At 65.6% G+C, this 20,502-nt stretch carries 12 protein-coding genes and 1 pseudogene; 6 read left to right on the top strand and 7 right to left on the bottom strand.

All coding sequences use genetic code 11. The features are described from left to right. The 3 genes and pseudogenes from JQ573_RS03055 (at position 1) to JQ573_RS03045 (ending at position 2,554) form a co-directional block, all read left to right on the top strand. Complete coding sequence (locus tag JQ573_RS03055) at positions 1-741, top strand: ABC transporter ATP-binding protein (protein WP_212317522.1); 741 nt, start codon at positions 1-3, stop codon at positions 739-741. Beyond that, positions 738-1,731, top strand: a pseudogene (locus JQ573_RS03050) (glycosyltransferase family 1 protein); the annotation flags it as partial. The gene JQ573_RS03055 and the pseudogene JQ573_RS03050, both read left to right, overlap by 4 nt. After that, on the top strand, positions 1,718-2,554 hold the full coding sequence (locus JQ573_RS03045; RefSeq protein ID WP_312011348.1) for an O-antigen ligase family protein: 837 nt from the start codon (positions 1,718-1,720) through the stop codon (positions 2,552-2,554). The pseudogene JQ573_RS03050 and the gene JQ573_RS03045, both read left to right, overlap by 14 nt. 291 nt (positions 2,555-2,845) lie before the next feature. On the opposite strand, the gene JQ573_RS03040 is transcribed toward JQ573_RS03045, so the two are convergent. After that, positions 2,846-4,081: an ABC transporter substrate-binding protein gene (locus tag JQ573_RS03040; RefSeq protein WP_212317524.1), complete on the bottom strand. Its 1,236-nt coding sequence runs from the start codon at positions 4,079-4,081 to the stop codon at positions 2,846-2,848. Positions 4,082-4,240: 159 nt separating this feature from the next. Between JQ573_RS03040 and JQ573_RS03035 the strand changes: the two genes are divergently transcribed. After that, a complete protein-coding gene (locus JQ573_RS03035) occupies positions 4,241-6,394 on the top strand; it encodes a carbamoyltransferase C-terminal domain-containing protein (RefSeq protein WP_212317526.1) in 2,154 nt (717 codons plus the stop codon). Here the strand turns inward: JQ573_RS03035 and JQ573_RS03030 are convergent. The 5 genes from JQ573_RS03030 to JQ573_RS03010 form a co-directional block, all read right to left on the bottom strand. Continuing rightward, positions 6,354-7,289: a DMT family transporter gene (locus JQ573_RS03030; protein ID WP_212317528.1), complete on the bottom strand. Its 936-nt coding sequence runs from the start codon at positions 7,287-7,289 to the stop codon at positions 6,354-6,356. The two genes, JQ573_RS03035 and JQ573_RS03030, sit on opposite strands and share 41 nt — an antisense overlap. An 84-nt stretch (positions 7,290-7,373) precedes the next feature. Continuing rightward, positions 7,374-8,243 (bottom strand): NAD(P)-dependent oxidoreductase, encoded by an 870-nt coding sequence (locus JQ573_RS03025; protein WP_212317529.1) that lies wholly within the window; start codon positions 8,241-8,243, stop codon positions 7,374-7,376. Positions 8,244-8,246: 3 nt separating this feature from the next. Further along, a protein-coding gene (gene prfB / locus JQ573_RS03020) for a peptide chain release factor 2 (protein WP_173643340.1) occupies positions 8,247-9,378 on the bottom strand; the annotation gives its coding sequence in 2 pieces (ribosomal slippage) (positions 8,247-9,308 and positions 9,310-9,378; 1,131 coding nt in all). 208 nt (positions 9,379-9,586) lie between these two features. After that, positions 9,587-12,088 carry a penicillin-binding protein 1A gene (locus JQ573_RS03015; protein ID WP_212317530.1) on the bottom strand — a complete coding sequence of 834 codons (2,502 nt, stop codon included), beginning with the start codon at positions 12,086-12,088 and terminating at the stop codon, positions 9,587-9,589. A gap of 279 nt (positions 12,089-12,367) precedes the next feature. After that, on the bottom strand, positions 12,368-13,693 hold the full coding sequence (locus JQ573_RS03010; RefSeq protein ID WP_212317531.1) for an N-acetylmuramoyl-L-alanine amidase: 1,326 nt from the start codon (positions 13,691-13,693) through the stop codon (positions 12,368-12,370). A 705-nt stretch (positions 13,694-14,398) separates the two neighbouring features. On the opposite strand from JQ573_RS03010, the gene JQ573_RS03005 reads away from it, so the two are divergent. Both JQ573_RS03005 and JQ573_RS03000 read left to right on the top strand, forming a co-directional pair. Next, positions 14,399-17,584 carry a ribonuclease E/G gene (locus tag JQ573_RS03005; protein ID WP_212317532.1) on the top strand — a complete coding sequence of 1,062 codons (3,186 nt, stop codon included), beginning with the start codon at positions 14,399-14,401 and terminating at the stop codon, positions 17,582-17,584. A gap of 106 nt (positions 17,585-17,690) precedes the next feature. Further along, on the top strand, positions 17,691-18,923 hold the full coding sequence (locus tag JQ573_RS03000; protein WP_212317533.1) for an FAD-binding oxidoreductase: 1,233 nt from the start codon (positions 17,691-17,693) through the stop codon (positions 18,921-18,923). Between the two features lie 103 nt (positions 18,924-19,026). Here JQ573_RS03000 and JQ573_RS02995 read toward each other — a convergent pair whose 3' ends face one another. Next, complete coding sequence (locus tag JQ573_RS02995; RefSeq protein WP_212317534.1) at positions 19,027-20,361, bottom strand: dicarboxylate/amino acid:cation symporter; 1,335 nt, start codon at positions 20,359-20,361, stop codon at positions 19,027-19,029. Positions 20,362-20,502: the final 141 nt, after the last annotated feature.

Below are 20,502 nucleotides of genomic sequence, written 5' to 3'. Positions count from 1 at the left end.
ATGGCAAGCATCGACCTCCGCGACGTCTGCCTCGATTATCCGCTGTACGGCGCCTACGACTTCTCGCTGAAGCGCCGCCTGCTCGGCCGCCTGTTCCGCCAGACCAGCGAGATGCACACCATCCGCGCGGTCGACAACATCTCGATCGAGGCGAAGGCCGGCGCCCGCATCGGCCTCGCCGGGCCGAACGGTTCCGGCAAGTCCACTTTGCTGCGGCTGATCGCCGGCGTGTTTCCGGCAACCAGCGGCGAGGTCCGGATTTCCGGCAACATCGTGCCGCTGCTTGGCGTAGGGGCCGGCGTCAATCTCGATTTCGTCGCCGCCGACAATGTCAACCTGCTGCTGCGGATCTCCGGCCGCAAGCCGACGCCGGCGATCCTGGACGAGATCTGGGCCTTCACGGAACTGGAGGCGCGCATGCAGCGGCTGCCGCTGCGCATGTTCTCGTCGGGCATGCTGATGCGCGTACTGTTCGCGACCGCGACCGCCTTTCCCGCGGATATCCTGCTGCTCGACGAATGGCTCAGCGTCGTCGACGAAAATTTCTCGGCCAAGGCCGAGCAGCGGCTGCGCAAGATGGTCGAGGCCGCGGCGATCGTGATCATCGCCTCGCACGACCAGGGGCTGCTGCGCCGGACCTGCAACCGCATCATCAATCTCGATCACGGCCGCATCACCAGCACCGTCGCACTGGATCCGCCCGTCCCGCATCACCTCGAGCTCAGAGAAATAACCGCATGACAAAGATCCTGGTCGTCAGCGAGGCGCTCGGCGAACCCAGCCACAAGCGCGGCATCTTTCATTTCACGCGTGAATTGATCCGCTCGCTGGCCGGCGACGGCCACGAGCTGACCTTGCTGGTCGAGACCACGCGCCGCTATCGCAAGCTGCGCCAGCGTCAGCAGCGCACAAGGCTGCTGCCCGACGGGTCGCGACTGATCGAGCTGCTCGCGCTCTATCGCTTCCTCGACGAGGCCGACATGAATGCGCCCGTCATGCGCAGCAGCGGCGGCCTGCGCCGCACCGTCGACTGGTGCCGCGGCAAGCTTCGCGCCGCGACCTCGCTGGAATTCGCCGTCAGCTTCCTGCGCGCGGTCCATTTGCTGCCGGCCGGCGTCAGCCTGATCGAGAACCATGCCGACGGCCTCGAATACATCCCGACCGACCTGCGCCATCTCAAGCTGTTCGGCGACTTCCTGCTCGAACCCGGCTTCTACAGCTATCAGGACACCTCGGCGTTGCTGCGGCTGCCGCCGCCGCGGGTCGATGCGCGCGGCTACGACGTCATCCTCGTCGATACCCCGACGCGGGTCGCGATCCAGCAAGCGCGGCGCCAAGGTGATCTGCGTCGTGCACGACCTGTTGCCGCTCACCGACCTCAAGCTCAGCGACGTCGCAACCCGGCTGTTCCTGTCGCGCCTGTTCACCAGCCTGCAGCAGGCCGACGAGCTCGCCTTCGTCTCGCATTACAGCCTGGGCCGGTTCCGCGCCTTGCTTCCGCAGTTCGCGCATCTGCCGGCGCGGGTGGTCTATCCCCGGACCAGGTTCGATGCACCGGCGCTTTCGGCGGCTGCGCCGAGCGGACGGCCGTACTTCGTCGTGATCGTCTCCGCCGAGCCGCGCAAGAACCTCGCCGCGGTCATCCGCTCGTTCCGCAACCTGCCCCAGGCCGACCTCGTCGTGATCGGTTACACCGGCGCCCCCAGCCTGACTCGCAATGCACCGCCCAACGCTGTGCGCCTTCGCGCTGATGCTGCCGGCGTTGGCGGCGCTGCGGGCCCGGCAATGGCGCATCGCAACCGGCGCCATCGCGCTGATCCTGCTGTTCGTCGCCAACATGCTCTACGTCGTCTCGGCGCGGACCGCGCTGGTTACCATGCCGGTCTTGCTGATCCTGTTCGCCTCGCTGCATCTGTCCCGCCGCGCCACGCGGCTGCTGTTCGCCGCTGTCGCGCTGGCGAGCCTGCTGGTGTGGGCGACGTCACCCTATCTGCGCCATCGCATCGCCGACGTCGGCATCGAGTATCGCGCCCACGATACGTCCGGGATCGCCTCCACCGCGCAGCGCCTGACCTATTGGCGGAAGTCGGTCAAATTCATCACCGAGGCGCCGCTGCTCGGACACGGCACCGGTGCGATCAGGCACATGTTCACGCAGGATGCCGCCGGACAAACTGGCCTAAACGCTGAGGTGATCAACAACCCGCACAACCAGACCTTCAATGTCGCGATCCAGTGGGGGCTGATCGGCACTCTGCTGCTGTACACGATGTGGACCAGCCATGTCAGGCTGTTCGCCGGCCGCGATCTCGTGAGCTGGATCGGGCTCGCCATCGTCGTGCAGAACATCACGAGCTCGCTGCTCAACTCGCATCTGTCCGATTTTCACGAGGGCTGGATGTACGTGATCGGCGTCGGCGTCGCCGGCGGCATGGCGCTACGCGCCCGCCGGCCGGAGAAAATCCCGGTGGATAGTGCAGCACGCCGTGGATGTGTAACTCACAAGTGGTGCAACAAACTCAGTTGTCGTCCCGACGCAGGCCGGGACCCATAACCACCGAAGGCAATTGTTGAACGATGCTGGAGCCACAGCCCTCTTCAACAACACGAGCCTGTGGTTATGGGTCCCTGCCTTCGCAGGGACGACGATCGGGATGTAGGCCGCGCCACACACTCCGCGTCGTCCTGGCGAAAGCCAGGACCCATTACCCCAAATGGTCATTGCTGCGCGACGCTGGGGCCCCAATCCCTCTCACAATCTCATGCGGTGGTTATGGGTCCTGGCTTTCGCCAGGACGACAGCAGTGTTTGCTGCACCGGCAACGCCTTCATGACCCCCAACCGCCTACCGCGTCGCGTCGCGCCCGACTTCACCCGTGATGACGTCGCCGAACAGTTCCCAGGCCTCGCCGTTGAACCGCATCAATTGCATCTGCTCGATCGGGTAGTAGTCGTCGGGCGAGGTGTTGACCATGATGCCCGGCAGCATCAGGTCGGAGTGGAAGTTCTTCAAACTAGCCGCCTGCTTCATGACATTCTCGCGCGTGAGATTGTCGCCGCATTGCTTCAGCACCTGCACCATGGCCTCCGACTGCACATAGCCATAGACGTTGTTGAAATTGGCCTTGTCCCCCTCAGGATAGTATTTGTCCATGAAGCCGCGCCACTTCACGACCGCGGGGTCCTTGTCCCAGGTTGGGTCGGTCGGATCCTTCAGGTATTGGGTCGAGATGATGCCCTTGGCATATTCGAGCCCCGCCGGCTTCAGCACCGAGGCGACCGTGGTCGCGGTATTGGCGAGGAAGAACTTCGGCTTCCAGCCGAGCTCGCCCACCTTGCGGATCGCCTGCGCCGATCCCTTCGGCGCCGCCCAGGAGAAGAAGATGTCGGCGCCGGAATCGTGCAGCGCGACGATCTGCGAATCGATCGAGGGATCGGAGACCTCGTAGGACTTGTCGGCGATGATCATGCCCGCCTTGTCGCCGAGTCCGTCCTTCAGGCCCTTGAACTGATCCTTGCCGGCGTCGTCATTCTGCCAGAACACCGCGATCTTGCTGTCGGGGAATTTGTCACGAATGTATTTCGCATAGATGCGCCCCTCGCTCTGGTAGTTGGGCTGAAAGCCCATCGTCCAGGGGAAGTTCTTGGGGTCGCCGAATTTCGTGCCGCCGGACGCGACGAACAATTGCGGCACCTTCTTGGCGTTCATGTATTTCATGATTGCCGAATTCGACGGCGTGCCGAGTGCCTGGAAGATCAGCAGCACCTCGTCGCTCTCGACCAGCTTGCGCGCCTGCTCGATCGCCTTCGGCGGCGAATAGGCATCGTCGTAGCTGATGAAATTGATCTTGCGGCCATTGATGCCGCCCTGCTCGTTGATCATCCTGAAGAACGCGGCCTCGGTCTTGCCGATCACGCCGTAGGACGACGCCGGGCCGCTATACGGCATGATGTTGCCGATCTTGATTTCGCCATCACTTGCGCCGGGGTCGTATTTCTTCTGCGCGGTGGCCGAGGTCGTGATCAATGCGGCACTTGCGAAGGCCACGATCGCGCCAATATATCCAGAACGAGCCGGCATCGTTTTCTCCCCGATTTTTGTCGTAGTTTTGACGGCAAGTCTCGCAAGAGACGCATGTGCTGGCAAGCGCTGGGTTTTTCCGTTGGGCGAAACGGCATTGTTGCCTGGCGCTATTTATGATTGAAGTCGATCTGGGGATCACGAGTCGAGGCGTTCTGATTGCGTAAACCGGACATTCGTACCGGTCCGCGGCATCCGCGTATTGCCGCCGTGGGCTATGAGATCACACGCCGCCTCAGCGAACGTGCGTTGGCGAAGCGTGGCCTGCACAAGGCCAGTGGTGAGTTCGCGCAGCGCACGATCGCTTCGATCCGCGAAAGGCTGCAGCGCGGAGAGACCGTCTACATCGCCGGCCTCGCCTGCCCCGGCACGCACAACACCGGCGTCGCGCTGGTCGAGGTCACCCAGAAGGGCGGACCGCGCCTGATCGTCAACAACGAGGAAGAGCGCTTTTCCGGAAACAAACACACCAACGAGTTTCCGCAACACGCACTCGACGACATGCGCAAGGTGTTGCAGCGGATGGGCCGCGACGTCGGCGACATCGCGGCTTTCGTCACCACGTGGGACTATCCGGCGCTGCTGGCGATGCTGATCCGCACTTCGCTCGAGGAAGCGCCGGCCAGCATCAAATTGCTGCGCGCGCCGATCGCGCCGGCGATCAACCTGCGCCAGATGGACCAGGTGCGGCGCATCTCGCGCAGGCTCGGCAGGATGTACGGGCTTGGCGAACAGCTGCCGCTGATCTGCATGCCGCATCATGACAATCACGCCTGGTACTCGTTCACCGCATCGCCGTTCGCCGATGTGCGCGAGCGTGTCGCGATTGCGGTGCTCGACGGCACCGGCGACGTCGGCTCGATTTCGCTCTATGTCACCGAGAACGGCGAGATGAAGCGGCTCTATTGCAATGAGAGCCTGTTCGATTCGCTCGGCGCCTTCTACACCGTGATCTCGTCGAGCCAGGGCGGCTGGACCTGGCTCTCCAGCGAGGGCCGCTACATGGGCGCCGCCGCCTGGGGCGACATGAACCGCGCCACCAATCCCTATTATCAGCGCCTGAAGGCGGTGCTGCAGCTCGGGCCCAATGGCAGCGTGCAGCTCAATCGCGCGATGGCCAATTGGTACGCCGACCCCGCCGACACCCCCTATCATCAGCCGCTGATCGATATTCTCGGCCCGCCGCTGCGGCCCGACCAGCTCTGGAATCCCGACGCCGTGCTGCGCGTCGAGGACATCAATCACCGCGCCGACACCAAGGACCGCGTCGACAAGGCGGCCGCCACGCAATTGGTGTTCGAGGACGCGATGATCCATGTCATCGATCATCTCTTGCGCGTCACCGGCACCGACCGTTTGGTGCTGACCGGCGGCGTGGCGCTGAACGCGCTCGGCAACATGCGGCTGCTCGAGCACTTTGACGAGGCGTGGTTCGAACGCGTGCAGCAGCGCAAGGCCCGGCTGCATATGTGGGTGCCGCCGGTGCCCGGCGATCCCGGCGTGCCGATCGGCGCGGCCTGGCTGTTCGCGCATATGGCGGGCGCGGCGCGCGGTGCGCCGCTGTCGCACGCCTTCTATTGCGGCCTGCCGCCCTCGAACGCCGACATCACCGCGGCGCTGCACGCCGACGATGTCGCCTCCACCGAGATCGGCAATGTCGCGACATCGGAAGGACGCGATGCGGTTGCCGATCTGATGGCCAGCATGGTGGCGCAAGGCGGCGTGATCGCGATCTATCAAGGCGCGGCCGAGACCGGGCCGCGTGCGCTCGGCCATCGCTCGATCCTCGCCAATCCCTGCGACCCCGAGGTGCGCGAGCGGCTCAACGAGCGCGTCAAGTATCGCGAGGCGATCCGGCCGCTGGCGCCGATGGCGACGCTGCAGGCCGCGCGCGACTATTTCGAGCTGGAAGACGGCGCGTCCGACGACGACTACAACGCCTACAACTACATGGTGCTTACGGCGCATTCGAAGCCGGAGGCCCGCACCAAGATTCCCGCCGTGGTGCATGCCGACGGCACCGGCCGCATCCAGATCGTGCGCGAGGCCGACGATCCCCTCACCTATGCCTATCTGAAGGCGCTCGGCCGCCACATCGGCGTCGAGATGTCGGTCAACACGTCGTTCAATGTCGCGGGCCCGATTGCGCAGACACCGGCGCAGGCGATGGACACGCTGCGCCGCTCCAAAGAGCTTGATGCCGTGGTGCTGGTCGCCGACGACGGCACCGCCTACGCCGCCTGGCACGGCGGCGAGCGCGACAGCGGCCGCTTCACCGGCTGGTATGCGGCGTGGAAACAGGCGCGCGGCTGAACCAGGCCAAGACGCGCCCGTCGATCAGGAGCAGCGCGCTGGCGATCACGAGCGCACCGATCACCTCGCGCGGCGCGACCGGCTCGCCGAGGACGAAGAATCCGAGCAGCATCGCGGTGACCGGGAGCAGCAGCGTCACCAGCATCACATTGGTAGCGCCGGAGCGCTGCAAGATCTGAAAGAACACGATATAGGCCAGCGCCGTCGACAGCGCCGCGAGCCCGAGCACGGCAAGCAACGTGGTCAGATGCGGCATCGGCAACAGCCAGGGTCGCTCGGCCACACCGGCGACGAACGCCATCATCACGCTGGAGGCCATCATCTGGAAGGTCGCCGTGCCCAGCGGCGGCACGCGCTGTGGCAGCCGCCGCCCGACCAGCGCTGCGATGCCGTAGCTGAAGGCGCCGGCGAGGCACAGCAGGATGCCGATGCCCTGCCTGCTCTCGAAGCCGAGTGCATCACCATGCAGGATCGCGACCCCGATCAGCCCGACCACAACGCCCGCCACGCGGCGCGCCTGCAGCCGCTCCTCGCCGGCCACCGCCATCACGACCACCGCAAACAGCGGCGTCGTCGCATTGAGGATCGAGGCCAGCCCGCTCGGAATATAGGTCTGCCCGAACACGATCAGCGAGAACGGCAGTGCGTTGTTGAACAGCCCCATCGCGGCGAACGGCGCCCAGCCTGCCAGGCCACGCGGAAACTCGATCTTCCGGGCTCGCAGCAGCGGCAGCAGGATGAGCGCCCCGAGCACGACGCGCAGCAGCACCAGCGTCAGCGGCGGCAATTCGCGCAGGATCACGCCGTTGAAGAAGAACGAGCCGCCCCACAGCACCGACAGAAAGCCGAGCAGCCCCCAGTCGCGGCGATCGATCCTGTTGTCGGCGGAAGGCATGGCGGGCACTCATCTGCGCTGGCGCAGATGCCTAGCCGGGCGCGGCGGCGATGGCCACCCGATTTCCGTGAATGGCGGCTTTGCCTATTTCGGCCGCGACACGATCTCGATCATCTGGCCTTCGTCGCCATCGGGCGCGTGGGCCTTGGCCTTGTCGTAGGCGGTGAGCGCGGCACGGCTCACAGGTACGCCGGGCAGCAGCGTCTCGGCAAGCCGCACGGCGTAGTCGGCATCCTTGTGGCGCAGCGCCGCCGTGAAGGATGCGCCGGTGAAGTTGCGGTCGATCATCCGCTTGCTGTGGCGGATGATCTGCGGGCTCGCGATCGCACCGGTCGCCAGCGCCTCGGCGACCAATTGCATGTCGAGGCCGGCCTGCTCGGCGATCGCAACGCCCTCGGCGAGGCTTGCGATCTGCACCGCGCCGATCAGATTGTTGATCAGCTTGAACACGGTGCCGGTGCCGACTGCGCCGAAATGGCGGATCGTGCTGCCGATCGGCGCGAGGAACGGCCGTGCCTTGTCGAGATCAGCGGCATCTGCGCCCACCAGCAGCGTCAGCTTGCCCGCGGCCGCCGCTTCGGGGAGCCCGGTGACCGGACAATCGATGTAGATCAGGCCGCGGCTGTTGAGCTCGCGCGCCATATCCAGCGTGTGCTGATACGAAACCGTGGAGCACTCGATCGCGAGCGTGCCGGCCTTCATGGTCGCGGCGGCGCCGTCCCGGGTCAGCCAGACCGCGCGCGATGCCTCGTCGTCAGCGACCATGGTCACGACGGCATCGGCATCGATCGCGGCGTCCTCCGGCGAGGTCGCCCACAGCGCGCCGCGCGCGATCAAATCCTCGGCCTTGGCCTTGCTCCGGTTCCACACCGCGACGGTGAAGCCGGCATCGAGGTAACGGCCGGCCATGCCGTGGCCCATGCGTCCCAATCCGATGAAAGCGACGCGCGGCATGGGCTAATCCACATCCTCGACGGAGCCGGGGCCGGTGCCGAAGGCACGCTGCGCCAAGGTCGCCGCCATGAATTCATCGAGGTCGCCGTCGAGCACCCCCGAGGTGTCGGAGGTCTGCACACCGGTGCGCAGGTCCTTCACCATCTGGTAGGGCTGCAAGACGTAAGAGCGGATCTGGTGACCCCAGCCGATCTCGGTCTTGGCGGCCTGGTCGGCGGCGGCCTGCTCCTCGCGCTTTTTCAGCTCCATCTCGTAGAGCCGCGCGCGCAGCATGTCCCACGCCTGCGCCCGGTTCTTGTGCTGGGAGCGGCCGGCCTGGCAGACCACCGCGATGCCGGTCGGAATGTGCGTCAGGCGCACCGCCGACTCGGTCTTGTTGACGTGCTGACCGCCGGCGCCGCCCGACCGCATGGTGTCGGTGCGGACATCGGACTCCTTGATCTCGATCTTGATGCTGTCGTCGATCACGGGGAAAATCTGCACCGACGAAAACGAAGTGTGCCGCCGCGCGTTGGAATCGAATGGCGAGATGCGCACCAGGCGATGCACGCCGGCCTCGGTCTTCAGCCAGCCATAGGCGTTGTGGCCGGAGATCTGGATGGTGGCGGACTTGATGCCGGCCTCTTCGCCCTGGGACTCCTCGAGGAACTCGATCTTGAAGCCGTGCTTCTCCGCCCAGCGCGTGTACATGCGCAGCAGCATCTGCGCCCAGTCCTGGCTCTCGGTGCCGCCGGCGCCGGCATGGACTTCGAGATAGGAATCGAACTTGTCGGCCTCGCCAGAGAGCAGCGCTTCCAGCTCGCGCCGGGCGACTTCCTTCTTGAGGTCCTTGAGCGCCTTCTCGGCCTCGGCGACCACGGCCGCATCGTTCTCGGCCTCGCCGAGCTCGATCATGCCGATGTTGTCCTCGAGCTCGCGCTCGACCTTGCCGATGCCAGAGAGCGCGTCCTCCAGCGAGGTACGTTCCTGCATCAGCCGCTGGGCCTTCTGGGGATCGTTCCAGAGATTGGGGTCTTCAGCGAGCTTGTTCAGCTCAGCGAGGCGTGCCGTCGATTGTTCGACGTCAAAGATGCCTCCTCAGCAGCCCGACCGACTGCTTGATCTCTTCAACAAGGCGTTCGATTTCCGCGCGCATGGTCTTTCAGGTGTTGGTGAAAAAGCTTGCCGGGGATGTAGCGACCGGCGCGGCAAAGCGCAATCGGCTTGGCCGCGCTATCCCGGCGATTTGGATCGGCCAGCCGCTAGAGCCATTTCCGTTCCGATTGGATCGGAACGGGGCTCTAGGTTTTTGTTTTGACGCGTTTTCTTCACGCGAACCGGCATCCACTTCGCTTGAAAACGCTCTAGTACAGCCCCCCGGTTCCCGGCCGCATGAAGAAGCCGCCGTCCGGCTGCCCACCACCTTGCGACGGCTGTGGGCCGGGCGCAGGGCTGCGGCCGTCGGCGTCGGCGACACCGATGACCGAGTAGTTGTCCGGCGGCGCGGTGCCCGGCTTGAAGGCTTCGAGGATGGTGTTGCCGCCATCGCCCGGGCCGGCCCGCATGCCGGTCTTGGCGTCGACGCGGATCAGCTTGATGCCGGCCGGGACCTTGAACGGGGTCGGCGGCTTGTCGGCGAGCGCAAGCTTGAGGAAGTCGCGGGCGATCGGCGCCGCCACGTGACCGCCGGTAGCGGTACGGCCGAGATTGCGCGGCTTGTCGTAGCCCATATAGACGCCGACCGCGAGATCCGGCGAGAAGCCGACGAACCAGACGTCCTTCTCGTCATTGGTGGTGCCGGTCTTGCCGGCGATCGGCTTGCCGACCTCCTTGACGACGGTCGCGGTGCCGCGCTGGACCACGCCTTCCATCATCTCGGTGATCTGGTAGGCGGTCATCGGATCCAGCACCTGCTCGCGGCGGTCGACGAGCTGCGGCTCCGGCTGGCTCTTCCAGCCGCCCGGCGCGTCGCAGCCGCGGCATTCGCGGGTGTCGTGCTTGAAGATGGTATGGCCGTAGCGGTCCTGGATGCGATCGATCAGCGTCGGCTTCACGCGACGTCCGCCATTGGCGAACATCGAATACGCCGTGACCATGCGCATGACGGTCGTTTCGCCAGCACCCAGCGCATACGACAGATAGTTCGGCAGTTCGTCATAGACGCCGAAGCGTTTTGCATACTCGCCGACCAGCGGCATGCCGATGTCCTGCGCAAGCCGCACCGTCACGGTGTTGAGCGAGCGCTGTAGCGCGTTGCGCAGCGTGGTCGGACCGTAATACTTGCCGGTCGAATAGTTTTCCGGACGCCACACGCCGGCGCCCTGCCCCTGATCGATCTCGATCGGCGCATCGATCACCGTGGTCGACGGCGTGTAGCCATTGTCCAGCGCCGACGAATACACGATCGGCTTGAACGACGAGCCGGGCTGCCGGTAGGCCTGCGTCGCGCGGTTGAACTGGCTCTGGTCGAACGAGAAGCCGCCGACCATCGCGAGCACGCGGCCGGTCCACGGATCCATCGCCACCATGGCGCCCGACACTTCGGGCAATTGCCGCAGGCGATACTGGCCTTCGACCGTAGTGCCTTCCTTGGTCACCAGCGGGTCGGCATAGATCACATCGCCGGGCTGCAGCACCTGCGAGACCGCCGTCGGCGCCTTGCCTTTGCTCTTGGCCCAGCGCACGCCGTCTATCGTGATGATGCCGGTCTGCCGCTCCTTGCTGACCGCGCCGCCGAGCTCGCGGCCCGGCTGGAAGCCGATCCGCGCCGATTGATCGCTGGTCTCCAGCACCACCGCCATCCGCCACGGCGAGATGTCGGAGAGCGATTTGACGTCGGCAAGCTTGACGCCCCAGTCGCCGGAGACGTCGAGCTTGTGCAGTGCGCCGCGCCAGCCCTGTGCCTCATCGTAGTTGACGAGGCCGGCGACCATGGTCTTGCGCGCCATCACCTGGATCTTGGGATCCAGCGTGGTGCGGACCGACAGGCCACCCTCGTACAGCTTCTTCTCGCCGTAGCGCTCGAAGATGTCGCGGCGGACTTCCTCGGCGAAATATTCGCCGGCGAAGATGTGCGCGCCGTTCGAGCGGCTGGTGACGTTGAGCGGGTCCTTGCGCGCCTTGTCGGCGTCGGCCTGCTTGATCCAGCCGTTCTCCAGCAGGCGGTCGATCACATAGTTGCGGCGCTCGATCGCGCGGTCACGGTTGCGGACCGGATGCAGCGCGGCCGGCGCTTTCGGCAGCGAGGCGAGATAGGACGCTTCCGCGATCGTCAGCTCGTTGACCGACTTGTCGAAATAAACCAGCGACGCCGCCGCGATGCCGTAGGCACCGAGCCCGAGATAGATCTCGTTCAGATAGAGCTCGAGGATGCGGTCCTTCGAATAGGCGCGCTCGATGCGCATCGCCAGCAAGGCTTCCTTGATCTTGCGCGCGAACGAGACCTCGTTCGTCAGCAGGAAGTTCTTGGCGACCTGCTGGGTAATGGTCGACGCACCCTGCGGGCGGCGGTTGGAGCCGTAGTTCTGCGCGTAGAGGATCGCCGCGCGCGCCATGCCCTGATAGTCGATGCCGCCGTGCTCGTAGAAGTTCTTGTCTTCGGCGGCGAGGAACGCGTTGATCACGAGCTTCGGCACCGCCTGGATCGGCAAATAAAGCCGGCGCTCCTTGGAGTATTCGCCGAGCAGCGCGCCGTCGGCGGCGTGCACGCGGGTCATCACGGGCGGCTCGTAGTCCTGGAGCTGCGAGTAGTCGGGCAGATCCTTGGAGAAATGCCAGATGGCGCCAGCGACGGCGGCGACACCGACCAGGAACACGACGGTTCCGGCGGCGAACAAGAAACCCATGAACCGCACGAGCAGGCGCATTATCGACGTTCCGTTCCTACCCTCCGGCGCCCAATCGTCAGAAGCGCCTGTCCAAAAGTGCGAAGCCTCACACAACGAAGGCTCACATAGCGAGGCCTTTGCATCGAGGCCTTTACATCAAAGCCTTGGCCCAGCGAGCCGCCTTGCGCACGCGAATATACAAGAGCCGCCGGACAATATGGTCGATTCTGCGGACCTGCGGTCCTTTGTCTATAACGTCGCCGCTGTGGCCAAACTAGGGCTTCCGGGCAACGGCCCCGGCTTTTCAGGCGGCCAATTTCACTTTGCCGGTCCGGCGGTTGCCAGCCGTTTCGAGAAGAACGTGTCGATCGCCTGAACCATCGATCCGACGGCCTTGTTGCGCCAGTTCTCGGAGACCAGATGCTCGAGGTCGCCCTTGTTGGAGACATAGCCGATCTCCACCAGAACGGACGGCACGTCGGGCGCCTTCAGCACCCGGAAGCCGGCTGATTTCAGCGGATGCTTGTGCATCCGCACCGTGGACTTCATCTCGTCCATCAGCAGACGAGCGAAACGGTTGGAGAAGGTCTTGGTCTCGCGCTGCGCGAGGTCGATCAGGATGTCGGCGACCTCGGTCGGCTCGTCGGTCAGGTTCACGCCGGCGATCGCGTCAGCCTTGTTCTCCGCTTCCGCCAGCCGCTCGGCCTCGGCGTCGGACGCCTTGTCCGACACGGTGTAGATCGTGGCGCCCTGGGCGTCGCCCTCGCGGCGCGGCAAGGCATCGGCGTGGATCGAGACAAACAGCGCCGCGGATTGCGAGCGGGCGATCTTCACCCGGTCGTTGAGCGGGATGAAGGTGTCGTCGGACCGGGTCATAACTACCCGATATTTGCCCGACTTCTCGATCCGGTCGCGCAAAGCGAGGCCAAAGCCCAGCACCAGGTTTTTCTCGGTCTGGTCGCCGGACTGGGTGCCGTTGTCGATGCCGCCATGCCCCGGATCGATCACGATCAGCGGGCGCGAGTCGGTGGCCGCAACCGGCGGCAGCGCCGCCGTGGTGACGGCCGGAATCGTCGCCGTGGTGGCTTCGGAAATCGACGGCTTCAATTCGGGCCGGCTCTCCGGCGCGAGCGACTGCACGAAGCTGGTGTGATCGACCTGCTCGAAATCCAGCACCAGCCGCGGCGGCTGACCGTTGGCGGCATTGAGCACATAGGAATTGGCGATCTTCACCGGGCCGGTCATGTCGAACACGATGCGGGAGCCGCCGGGCATCACGAGGCCATAGCGGAACGCCTTCACCAATCCCCGCGCCGCCGAGCCGGTGCCGGCAGCGAGCTGGAAATTGACCTGCGGGATATCGACCACGACACGGTAAGGGTCGGCCAGCGGGAAGGCGCGAAATTCGATCTTGCGGTCGAGATCGAGGATGAATCGGGTCTGCTTGTCGTCGCCGGCAAGCCTGGCGCCGGATGCGATCGGGAAATTCGGCGCGCTGGCGGCGGGGGCACTAGCGGCCGGCGCCGGCTGGCCGTCCGGTGGTCCCTCGGCCGCGCTCGGGGCGCTGGCCACGCCAAGCGCCAATGCTGCAGCGCACAACAGCCCGCATCCCAAGAAAACAAGGTGTTTTGCGCGGTTCTCCACCCGATTCGGAGCCTCCCAGCTGCTTCTTACCGCATTAGAACCACACGGTTAATCGCGCCCTAATGACGCGCGGGCGAAAAGAGCCGAGTGTTGCGGCGGCGTGACGCTTCCCTTGCACGCGGCGGACAATCCACGTATGTACGGAATGCTGACGGCTAGTACTCCCGGTTGTGTCGCGTTCAGCCTCTCGGTGCAACGGTGGAACCTTCCAAATCGAAGATCCCGCCGTGTTTTTCCGGTCCCTCCCCAGCCAGCGCCGCGCGCGGCTGACACGGAGAGGCGGATTCAAGCCCGAGCGGCGTCCGGTCCCAGACACACTCCCTCGCCAGAGGGACGGTTTGAGACAAGGCATAACTGATTATCCGGTCCCTTGGGGCCTCGATATGCGATGGCCGGCAGGCGCTTCGGCGCCAGGCGGGGCTTTCAGCAAAGGATACGGCGGTAATTTTCGCCGCCAACATGTTTAGACGGGCCGACGCTTAATGCGCCAGACTGCATTGCCGACCAGGATCCCCCGAATGATCGCGCTGACGCGAGGTGAAAACTTCGCCCGTCGCATCATCCCGGTGGGTTCCCGTCCGGCGCTGCGCCGCGAGACGCGTTTTGGCCTTCCCCTCACCCCCGAATCAGGTGGACCGTCGCGTCACCGGGCGGCGCAATTTGCGCCTGCCATGATCCGCGCCCGCCGCCGTCAAGAGCTCCAAAATGCCCAACAAGATGTTGATCGATGCCACCCACCCGGAAGAAACCCGGGTCGTCGTGGTCCGTGGCAATCGCGTCGAAGAGTTTGATTTCGAGACCGCCCAGCGCAAGCAACTGCGCGGCAACATTTACCTCGCCAAGGTCACGCGCGTAGAGCCGTCGCTGCAGGCTGCCTTCATCGAGTATGGCGGCAACCGTCACGGCTTCCTCGCCTTCAGCGAAATCCATCCCGACTACTACCAGATCCCGGTCGCCGACCGTCAGGCGCTGATCGAAGCCGACGAGCGCGCCCATCGCGAGGCCGAGGAAGAGCACGAGAACCGCGGCCATCGCCGCCGGTCGCGCCATCGCAATGCCCGCCGCCGCGGCCATGGCGACCGTGTCCAGAGCGAGGTGATCGAGGGTGCAGGCGCCGCTCAGGCGCTGCCGGCAGCCGAGGCTCACGAACATCCCGTCGATGCCGGGCACGATGAACATGATGCCGGGTATCACGAGCACGGCGTGGCCGCCTATGAGGGTCACGAGCATGAGGCGCATGATCATGCGCATCACGCCGACCATGAGCACCACCATGATCACGATCATGACCACCATGATCACGATCATGACCACCATGACCACGATCACGACCACGCCCCCGTAACGAGCGAGGCGCCGGCCGCCGACGCGCCGTCCGACCCCGTCGTCGCGGTGGTCGAAGCCTCCGTTGCGTCAGCGGCGCCGGAATTCGTCGAGACCGCCGAGGTCAATCATGAGCCCGAGCGGGCCCATGAGGAGCAGGTCGCGGAAAACGCCGCGCATGCCGACGACGCGCCGCATGTCGCTGCCGACGAAGTCCACGCCGCGGCCGATGAGCACGCCGTCGCGGAATACGCAACGCTTGCGGACGGAGCCGCGCCCGAGGCTCGGCATGGCGACGATGCCGGCGAAGACGATGACGAGGATGACGGCGAGGAAGGCGAGGAAGAGGATGTCGTCGAGTCCGTCGGCGGCGACGATGTGCTCGAGGAGGTTCCGGAGCGCGCGTTCCGCCCCCGTCGCCAGTACAAGATCCAGGAAGTGATCAAGCGCCGGCAGGTGATGCTGGTGCAGGTCGTCAAGGAAGAGCGCGGCAACAAGGGCGCCGCGCTGACCACCTATCTGTCGCTCGCCGGCCGTTATGCCGTGCTGATGCCCAACACCGCGCGTGGCGGCGGCATCAGCCGCAAGATCACCTCAGCCCAGGACCGCTCGCGGCTGAAGGAAGTGGTGCAGGACCTCGACGTGCCCGAGGGCATGGGGATCATCCTGCGCACCGCCGGCGCCTCCCGCAGCAAGCCGGAGATCAAGCGCGACTTCGAGTACCTGATCCGGATGTGGGAGACGGTGCGCGACCTGACCCTGAAGTCGCAGGCGCCGACCCTAGTCTACGAGGAAGGCTCGCTGATCAAGCGTTCGCTGCGCGACCTCTACAACAAGGAGATCGACGAGATTCAGGTGGCGGGCGAAGCCGGCTACCGTGAAGCGCGCGACTTCATGAAGATGCTGATGCCGGCCAATGTGCGCGCGGTGAAGCAATATCGCGACGGCCAGCCGCTGTTCTCGCGCATGGGCGTCGAAAGCCAGCTCGATGCGATGTTCTCGCCGACCGTGCAATTGCGCTCCGGCGGCTACATCGTAATCAACCAGACCGAGGCGCTGGTCTCGATCGACGTCAACTCCGGCCGCGCCACGCGCGAGCACCATATCGAGGACACCGCGCTCAAGACCAATCTGGAAGCCGCGGAAGAAGTCGCGCGTCAATTGCGTTTGCGCGACCTCGCGGGCCTGATCGTCATCGACTTCATCGACATGGACGAGAAGCGCAACAACCGCGCGGTCGAGCGCAAGCTGTCGGACTGCCTGCGCCAGGACCGTGCACGGATCCAGGTCGGCCGCATCTCGCATTTCGGCCTCCTGGAGATGTCGCGCCAGCGCATCCGCGCCAGCGTGCTGGAGAGCTCGACCGAGCCCTGCCCGCAATGCGGCGGAAGCGGCCACGTCCGTTCGGTCTCGTCGGTGGCGCTGCAGCTGCTGCGCGGCATCGAGGAAATCCTGATGAAGGGCGCGACCCACAATCTGGTGGTCCGCACCCGCACCGACGTCGCGCTCTACGTGCTCAACCACAAGCGTGGCCATCTGCGCGACCTCGAGGAATCCTTCCGAGTCTCGCTGTCGGTCGTCGCCGACGCCACGGTGCACGGCCAGCAATCCTACATCATCGATCGCGGCGAGCAGGTGCATACGCTCGAAGCCGCCAAGGCGCTGCTTGCCGCGCAAGCTGCCGCTGCGCCGGCGCAGGTCGATGAACCGGATGACGAGGAAGAACTGTTCGAATACGAAGCCGAGATCGAGACCGACGAGACCGAAGGGCTCGTCGACGACCGGGCGGCCGGCGAGGAAGCAGGCGCCGCGGAGGGCGAAGGCGACGGCCAGCGCCGCAAGCGCCGCCGTCGGCGCCGCGGCCGTGGTGGCAGCGAAGCGCGCGAAGGCGCTCCGCCGCCGCGCGAGGACGGCGATCTGATGCATGTCCTGCCCGATGGCACCGAGGTGGTTGCCGCGGGCGAAGCCGAAGGCGATGAGGACGAAGGCGACGAAGCGCAGGGCGCTGCCCGCGACGACCAGGCCGGCAATGGCGATCGCCGCCCGCGGCGCCGCGGGCGCCGTGGCGGCCGCCGCCGGCGCGGCACTGGCGGACCGGATGACGGTCTCGCCGGATCGATCTCCGATGAGCTGAGCCCGGTGGCAGCACCTGAAGCCACGGACGCGGTTGCCGATTTCGATAGCCACGACGCGGAGCCGGCCCCCTCGCTCGCGCAGCCCGAGTTGTTTGCCCAGCCGGCGGAATGGCAGCCGATCGAGGCCGCGCCGGTTGAGGCGATCGCGGCACCCGAGCCCGAGCCCGAACCCGTTGCAACACCTGCCGCCGAGGACACGGCCGAAAGCGACCGCGCGCAGCGGCGCCGCTCGACGGTGCGCGAAAAGGTCAGCTTCGCGTCGAGCCCGCAACCCGAGACAACACCGGCGCTGGCTCAGAGCCCGGCGGAGGAACCTGCCCCCGCCCCTGAACCCGCAGCCTCTGCCCAGCAGGCCGCAGCGGATGCCGCCACGGCCGAGGCTCCGGCCCGCAAGGGCTGGTGGTCGCGCCGCTTCGGCGGCGGCGGCAACTAGCGCCACCTGAAAGTCAAAACGCCCGGTTCACGCCGGGCGTTTTTGTTGGACAGGCCATCCGTTCGTCAGACGCCGGCGTGACGGAGCCTAACGGAGACGGATCCCAATGCAAAGCGCGATCGTTCTTGGCGGCGGCATGGTGGGCGTCAGCACGGCGCTGCACCTGCAACGCCGCGGCTGGTCGGTGACGCTCGTCGACCGCAAGGAACCGGGCCGCGAAACCAGCTACGGCAATGCCGGTATCATTCAGAGCGAGGCGGTGCGGCCCTATCCGATGCCGCGCGATCCGGCCACGCTCGCCAGGATCGCGATGGGGCGCACCAACGACGTACGCTATCGCCTGGCCTCGTTGCCCCGGCACGCCGGTCCGCTGCTGCGTTATTGGTGGAACTCGACGCCCGAGCGGCACCGCGAAGCCACCATCGCCTGGGCGCGCCTGATCGCCTACGCGACGGCGGAGCACGACACGCTGATCCGCGATGCGCATGCCGACAATCTGATCCGCCGCGCCGGCTATCGCCTGCTGCATCGCGACCCGGCGGCCCTGGAGCAGGCGATCGCAGTCGCCGAAGAGAACCAGCGTGACTTCGGCGTGCAGTTTCGCGTGCTTGACGGCAGCGAGCTCGCCAGGGCCGAGCCAATGCTGCGCGACGACCTGCCCGGCGCCATTCACTGGCTCGGGCCGTGGACCGTGTCGGACCCCGGCGGTCTGGTCTCGGCCTATGCCGGATTGTTCGAGCGTCTCGGCGGCACGCTGCTGCGCGGCGATGCGCAGACGTTGACGGAGACCGCCACCGGCTGGTCGGTCGACACCGCTGGCGGCCGGATCGATGCCGCCCACGTCGTGGTCACGCTCGGGCCGTGGTCACCGCAATTGCTGCGCAAGTTCGGCTACCGGATTCCGCTGGTGCGCAAGCGCGGCTACCATATGCACTATCAGGGCGGCCGCTCGCTCGACCTGCCGCTGGTCGACACCGCGAATGGATATGCGATGGCGCCGATGGCCAAGGGGATTCGCATCACGACCGGCGCGGAGCTGACCAGCCCCGATGCGCCGGCGACACCGATCCAGCTTGGTTACGCCGAAGCGGCCGCACGCGAGCTGATCGAGATCGGCAGCCGCGTCGAGCCCGAGCCCTGGTTCGGCACCCGCCCCTGCACCACCGACATGCTGCCGGTGCTCGGGACTGCGCCGCGCCATCGCGGGCTATGGGTGAATTTCGGTCACGGCCACCAGGGCTTTACGCTCGGCCCGGCGACGGCACGGGTGCTGGCCGAAACGATGAACGGCGAGGCATCCTCGGTGGACACCTCGCCGTATCGGCTGGACCGGTTCTGACCGCTGACGCGAACCAAAGCGCGCTGAGTCCTCATCGCGCCTTGGATTCTTGTTTGAGCATGATCTTCTCGGAAAACCGCTTCACACTTTTCCGGATCATGCTCTAGTCCGTCGTCAGCGCGGTCTCCATGTCGGTCGGGTCGATCTGCCGGGAAAGGTTGGCATTGAGCTTGTCGCGGTCGAGCTCGCCCTCCCACCAGGCGACGATCACGCAGGCGACGCCGTTGCCGCACAGATTGGTCAGCGCGCGGCACTCGCTCATGAACTTGTCGATGCCGAGCACGATCGCCATGCCCGGCACCAGCCGCGGATCGACCACCGCAAGCGTTGCCGCCAGCGTGATGAAGCCCGCGCCGGTGATGCCGGAGGCGCCCTTCGAAGTCAGCATCGCCACCACCAGGATCGTGAGCTGCTGGCTGAACGAGAGGTCGTAGCCCAACGCCTGCGCGATGAACAACGTCGCCAGCGTCATGTAGATGTTGGTGCCGTCGAGGTTGAACGAATAGCCCGTGGGCACTACGAGACCGACCACCGACTTCGAGCACCCGAGACGTTCGAGCTTCTCCATCAATGACGGCAGCGCGCTCTCGGAGGACGAGGTGCCGAGCACGATCAGGAGTTCATCCTTGATGTAGGCCAGGAACCTGAAGATCGAGAACCCGGCGATCCGCGCGATGATGCCGAGCACCACGAGGACGAACAGCGCGGCCGTCAGATAGAACGTCGCGATCAGCCCCATCAGATTGAGGATCGCGCCGGTGCCGAACTTGCCGATGGTGAAGGCCATCGCGCCGAACGCACCGATCGGCGCCGCCCGCATCACGATCGAGATCACGCCGAACACCGCATGCGCGGCGTCGTCGATGAACGAGCGGATGGTGTGGCCGCGTTCACCCAGGCCCATGATCGCAAAGCCGAACAGCACCGAGAACAGCAGCACCTGCAGGATCTCGCCCTGCGCGAATGCGCCGACGACGGTGTCCGGAATGATGTGCAGCACGAAGTCGACGCTCTTCTGCGCCTCCGCCTGCTTGGCATAGCCGGCAACCGCCTGCGCGTTCGCCGCCGCATTGCCGAAGCCCGCGCCCGGCTTGACGATATTGCCGATGAGCAATCCGATCACCAGCGCGAAGGTCGAGACGACCTCGAAATAGACCAGCGCCTTGACGCCGATGCGGCCGACCTTCTTGGCATCCTGGATGTGGGCGATGCCGGACACCACGGTGCAGAAGATGATCGGCGCGATCACCATCTTGATCAGCTTGATGAAGCCGTCGCCGAGCGCCTTGATCCACTCGTTGGTGGCAATGCTGGGCCACAACCAGCCGACCAGCGCGCCGAGCACGATCGCGATCAGAACCTGGACGTAGAGAATCTTGTACCACGGCTTGCTACCGGCAGACGCCGGTGAAGCCGTGGCAACGGTTGCCGCTGCCATGTGTCACTCCCCCTCAGAAATGGCGGAAATAGCCAAGATCAACTTGGCCGTTCAAGTCAAATGGAACTGTGTCGGCCCTGCCGTTTATCCGCGGCGATCTGTCGCGTGCTGCTCCGCCGAAACCGGGGCCAGCGCTTGCGA

The organism is Bradyrhizobium sp. AUGA SZCCT0105 (assembly GCF_018129565.1).
Lineage (GTDB): Bacteria > Pseudomonadota > Alphaproteobacteria > Rhizobiales > Xanthobacteraceae > Bradyrhizobium.
Note: the sequence above shows the minus strand (reverse complement) of the source record. Positions and strands in the feature narration are given on the sequence as shown.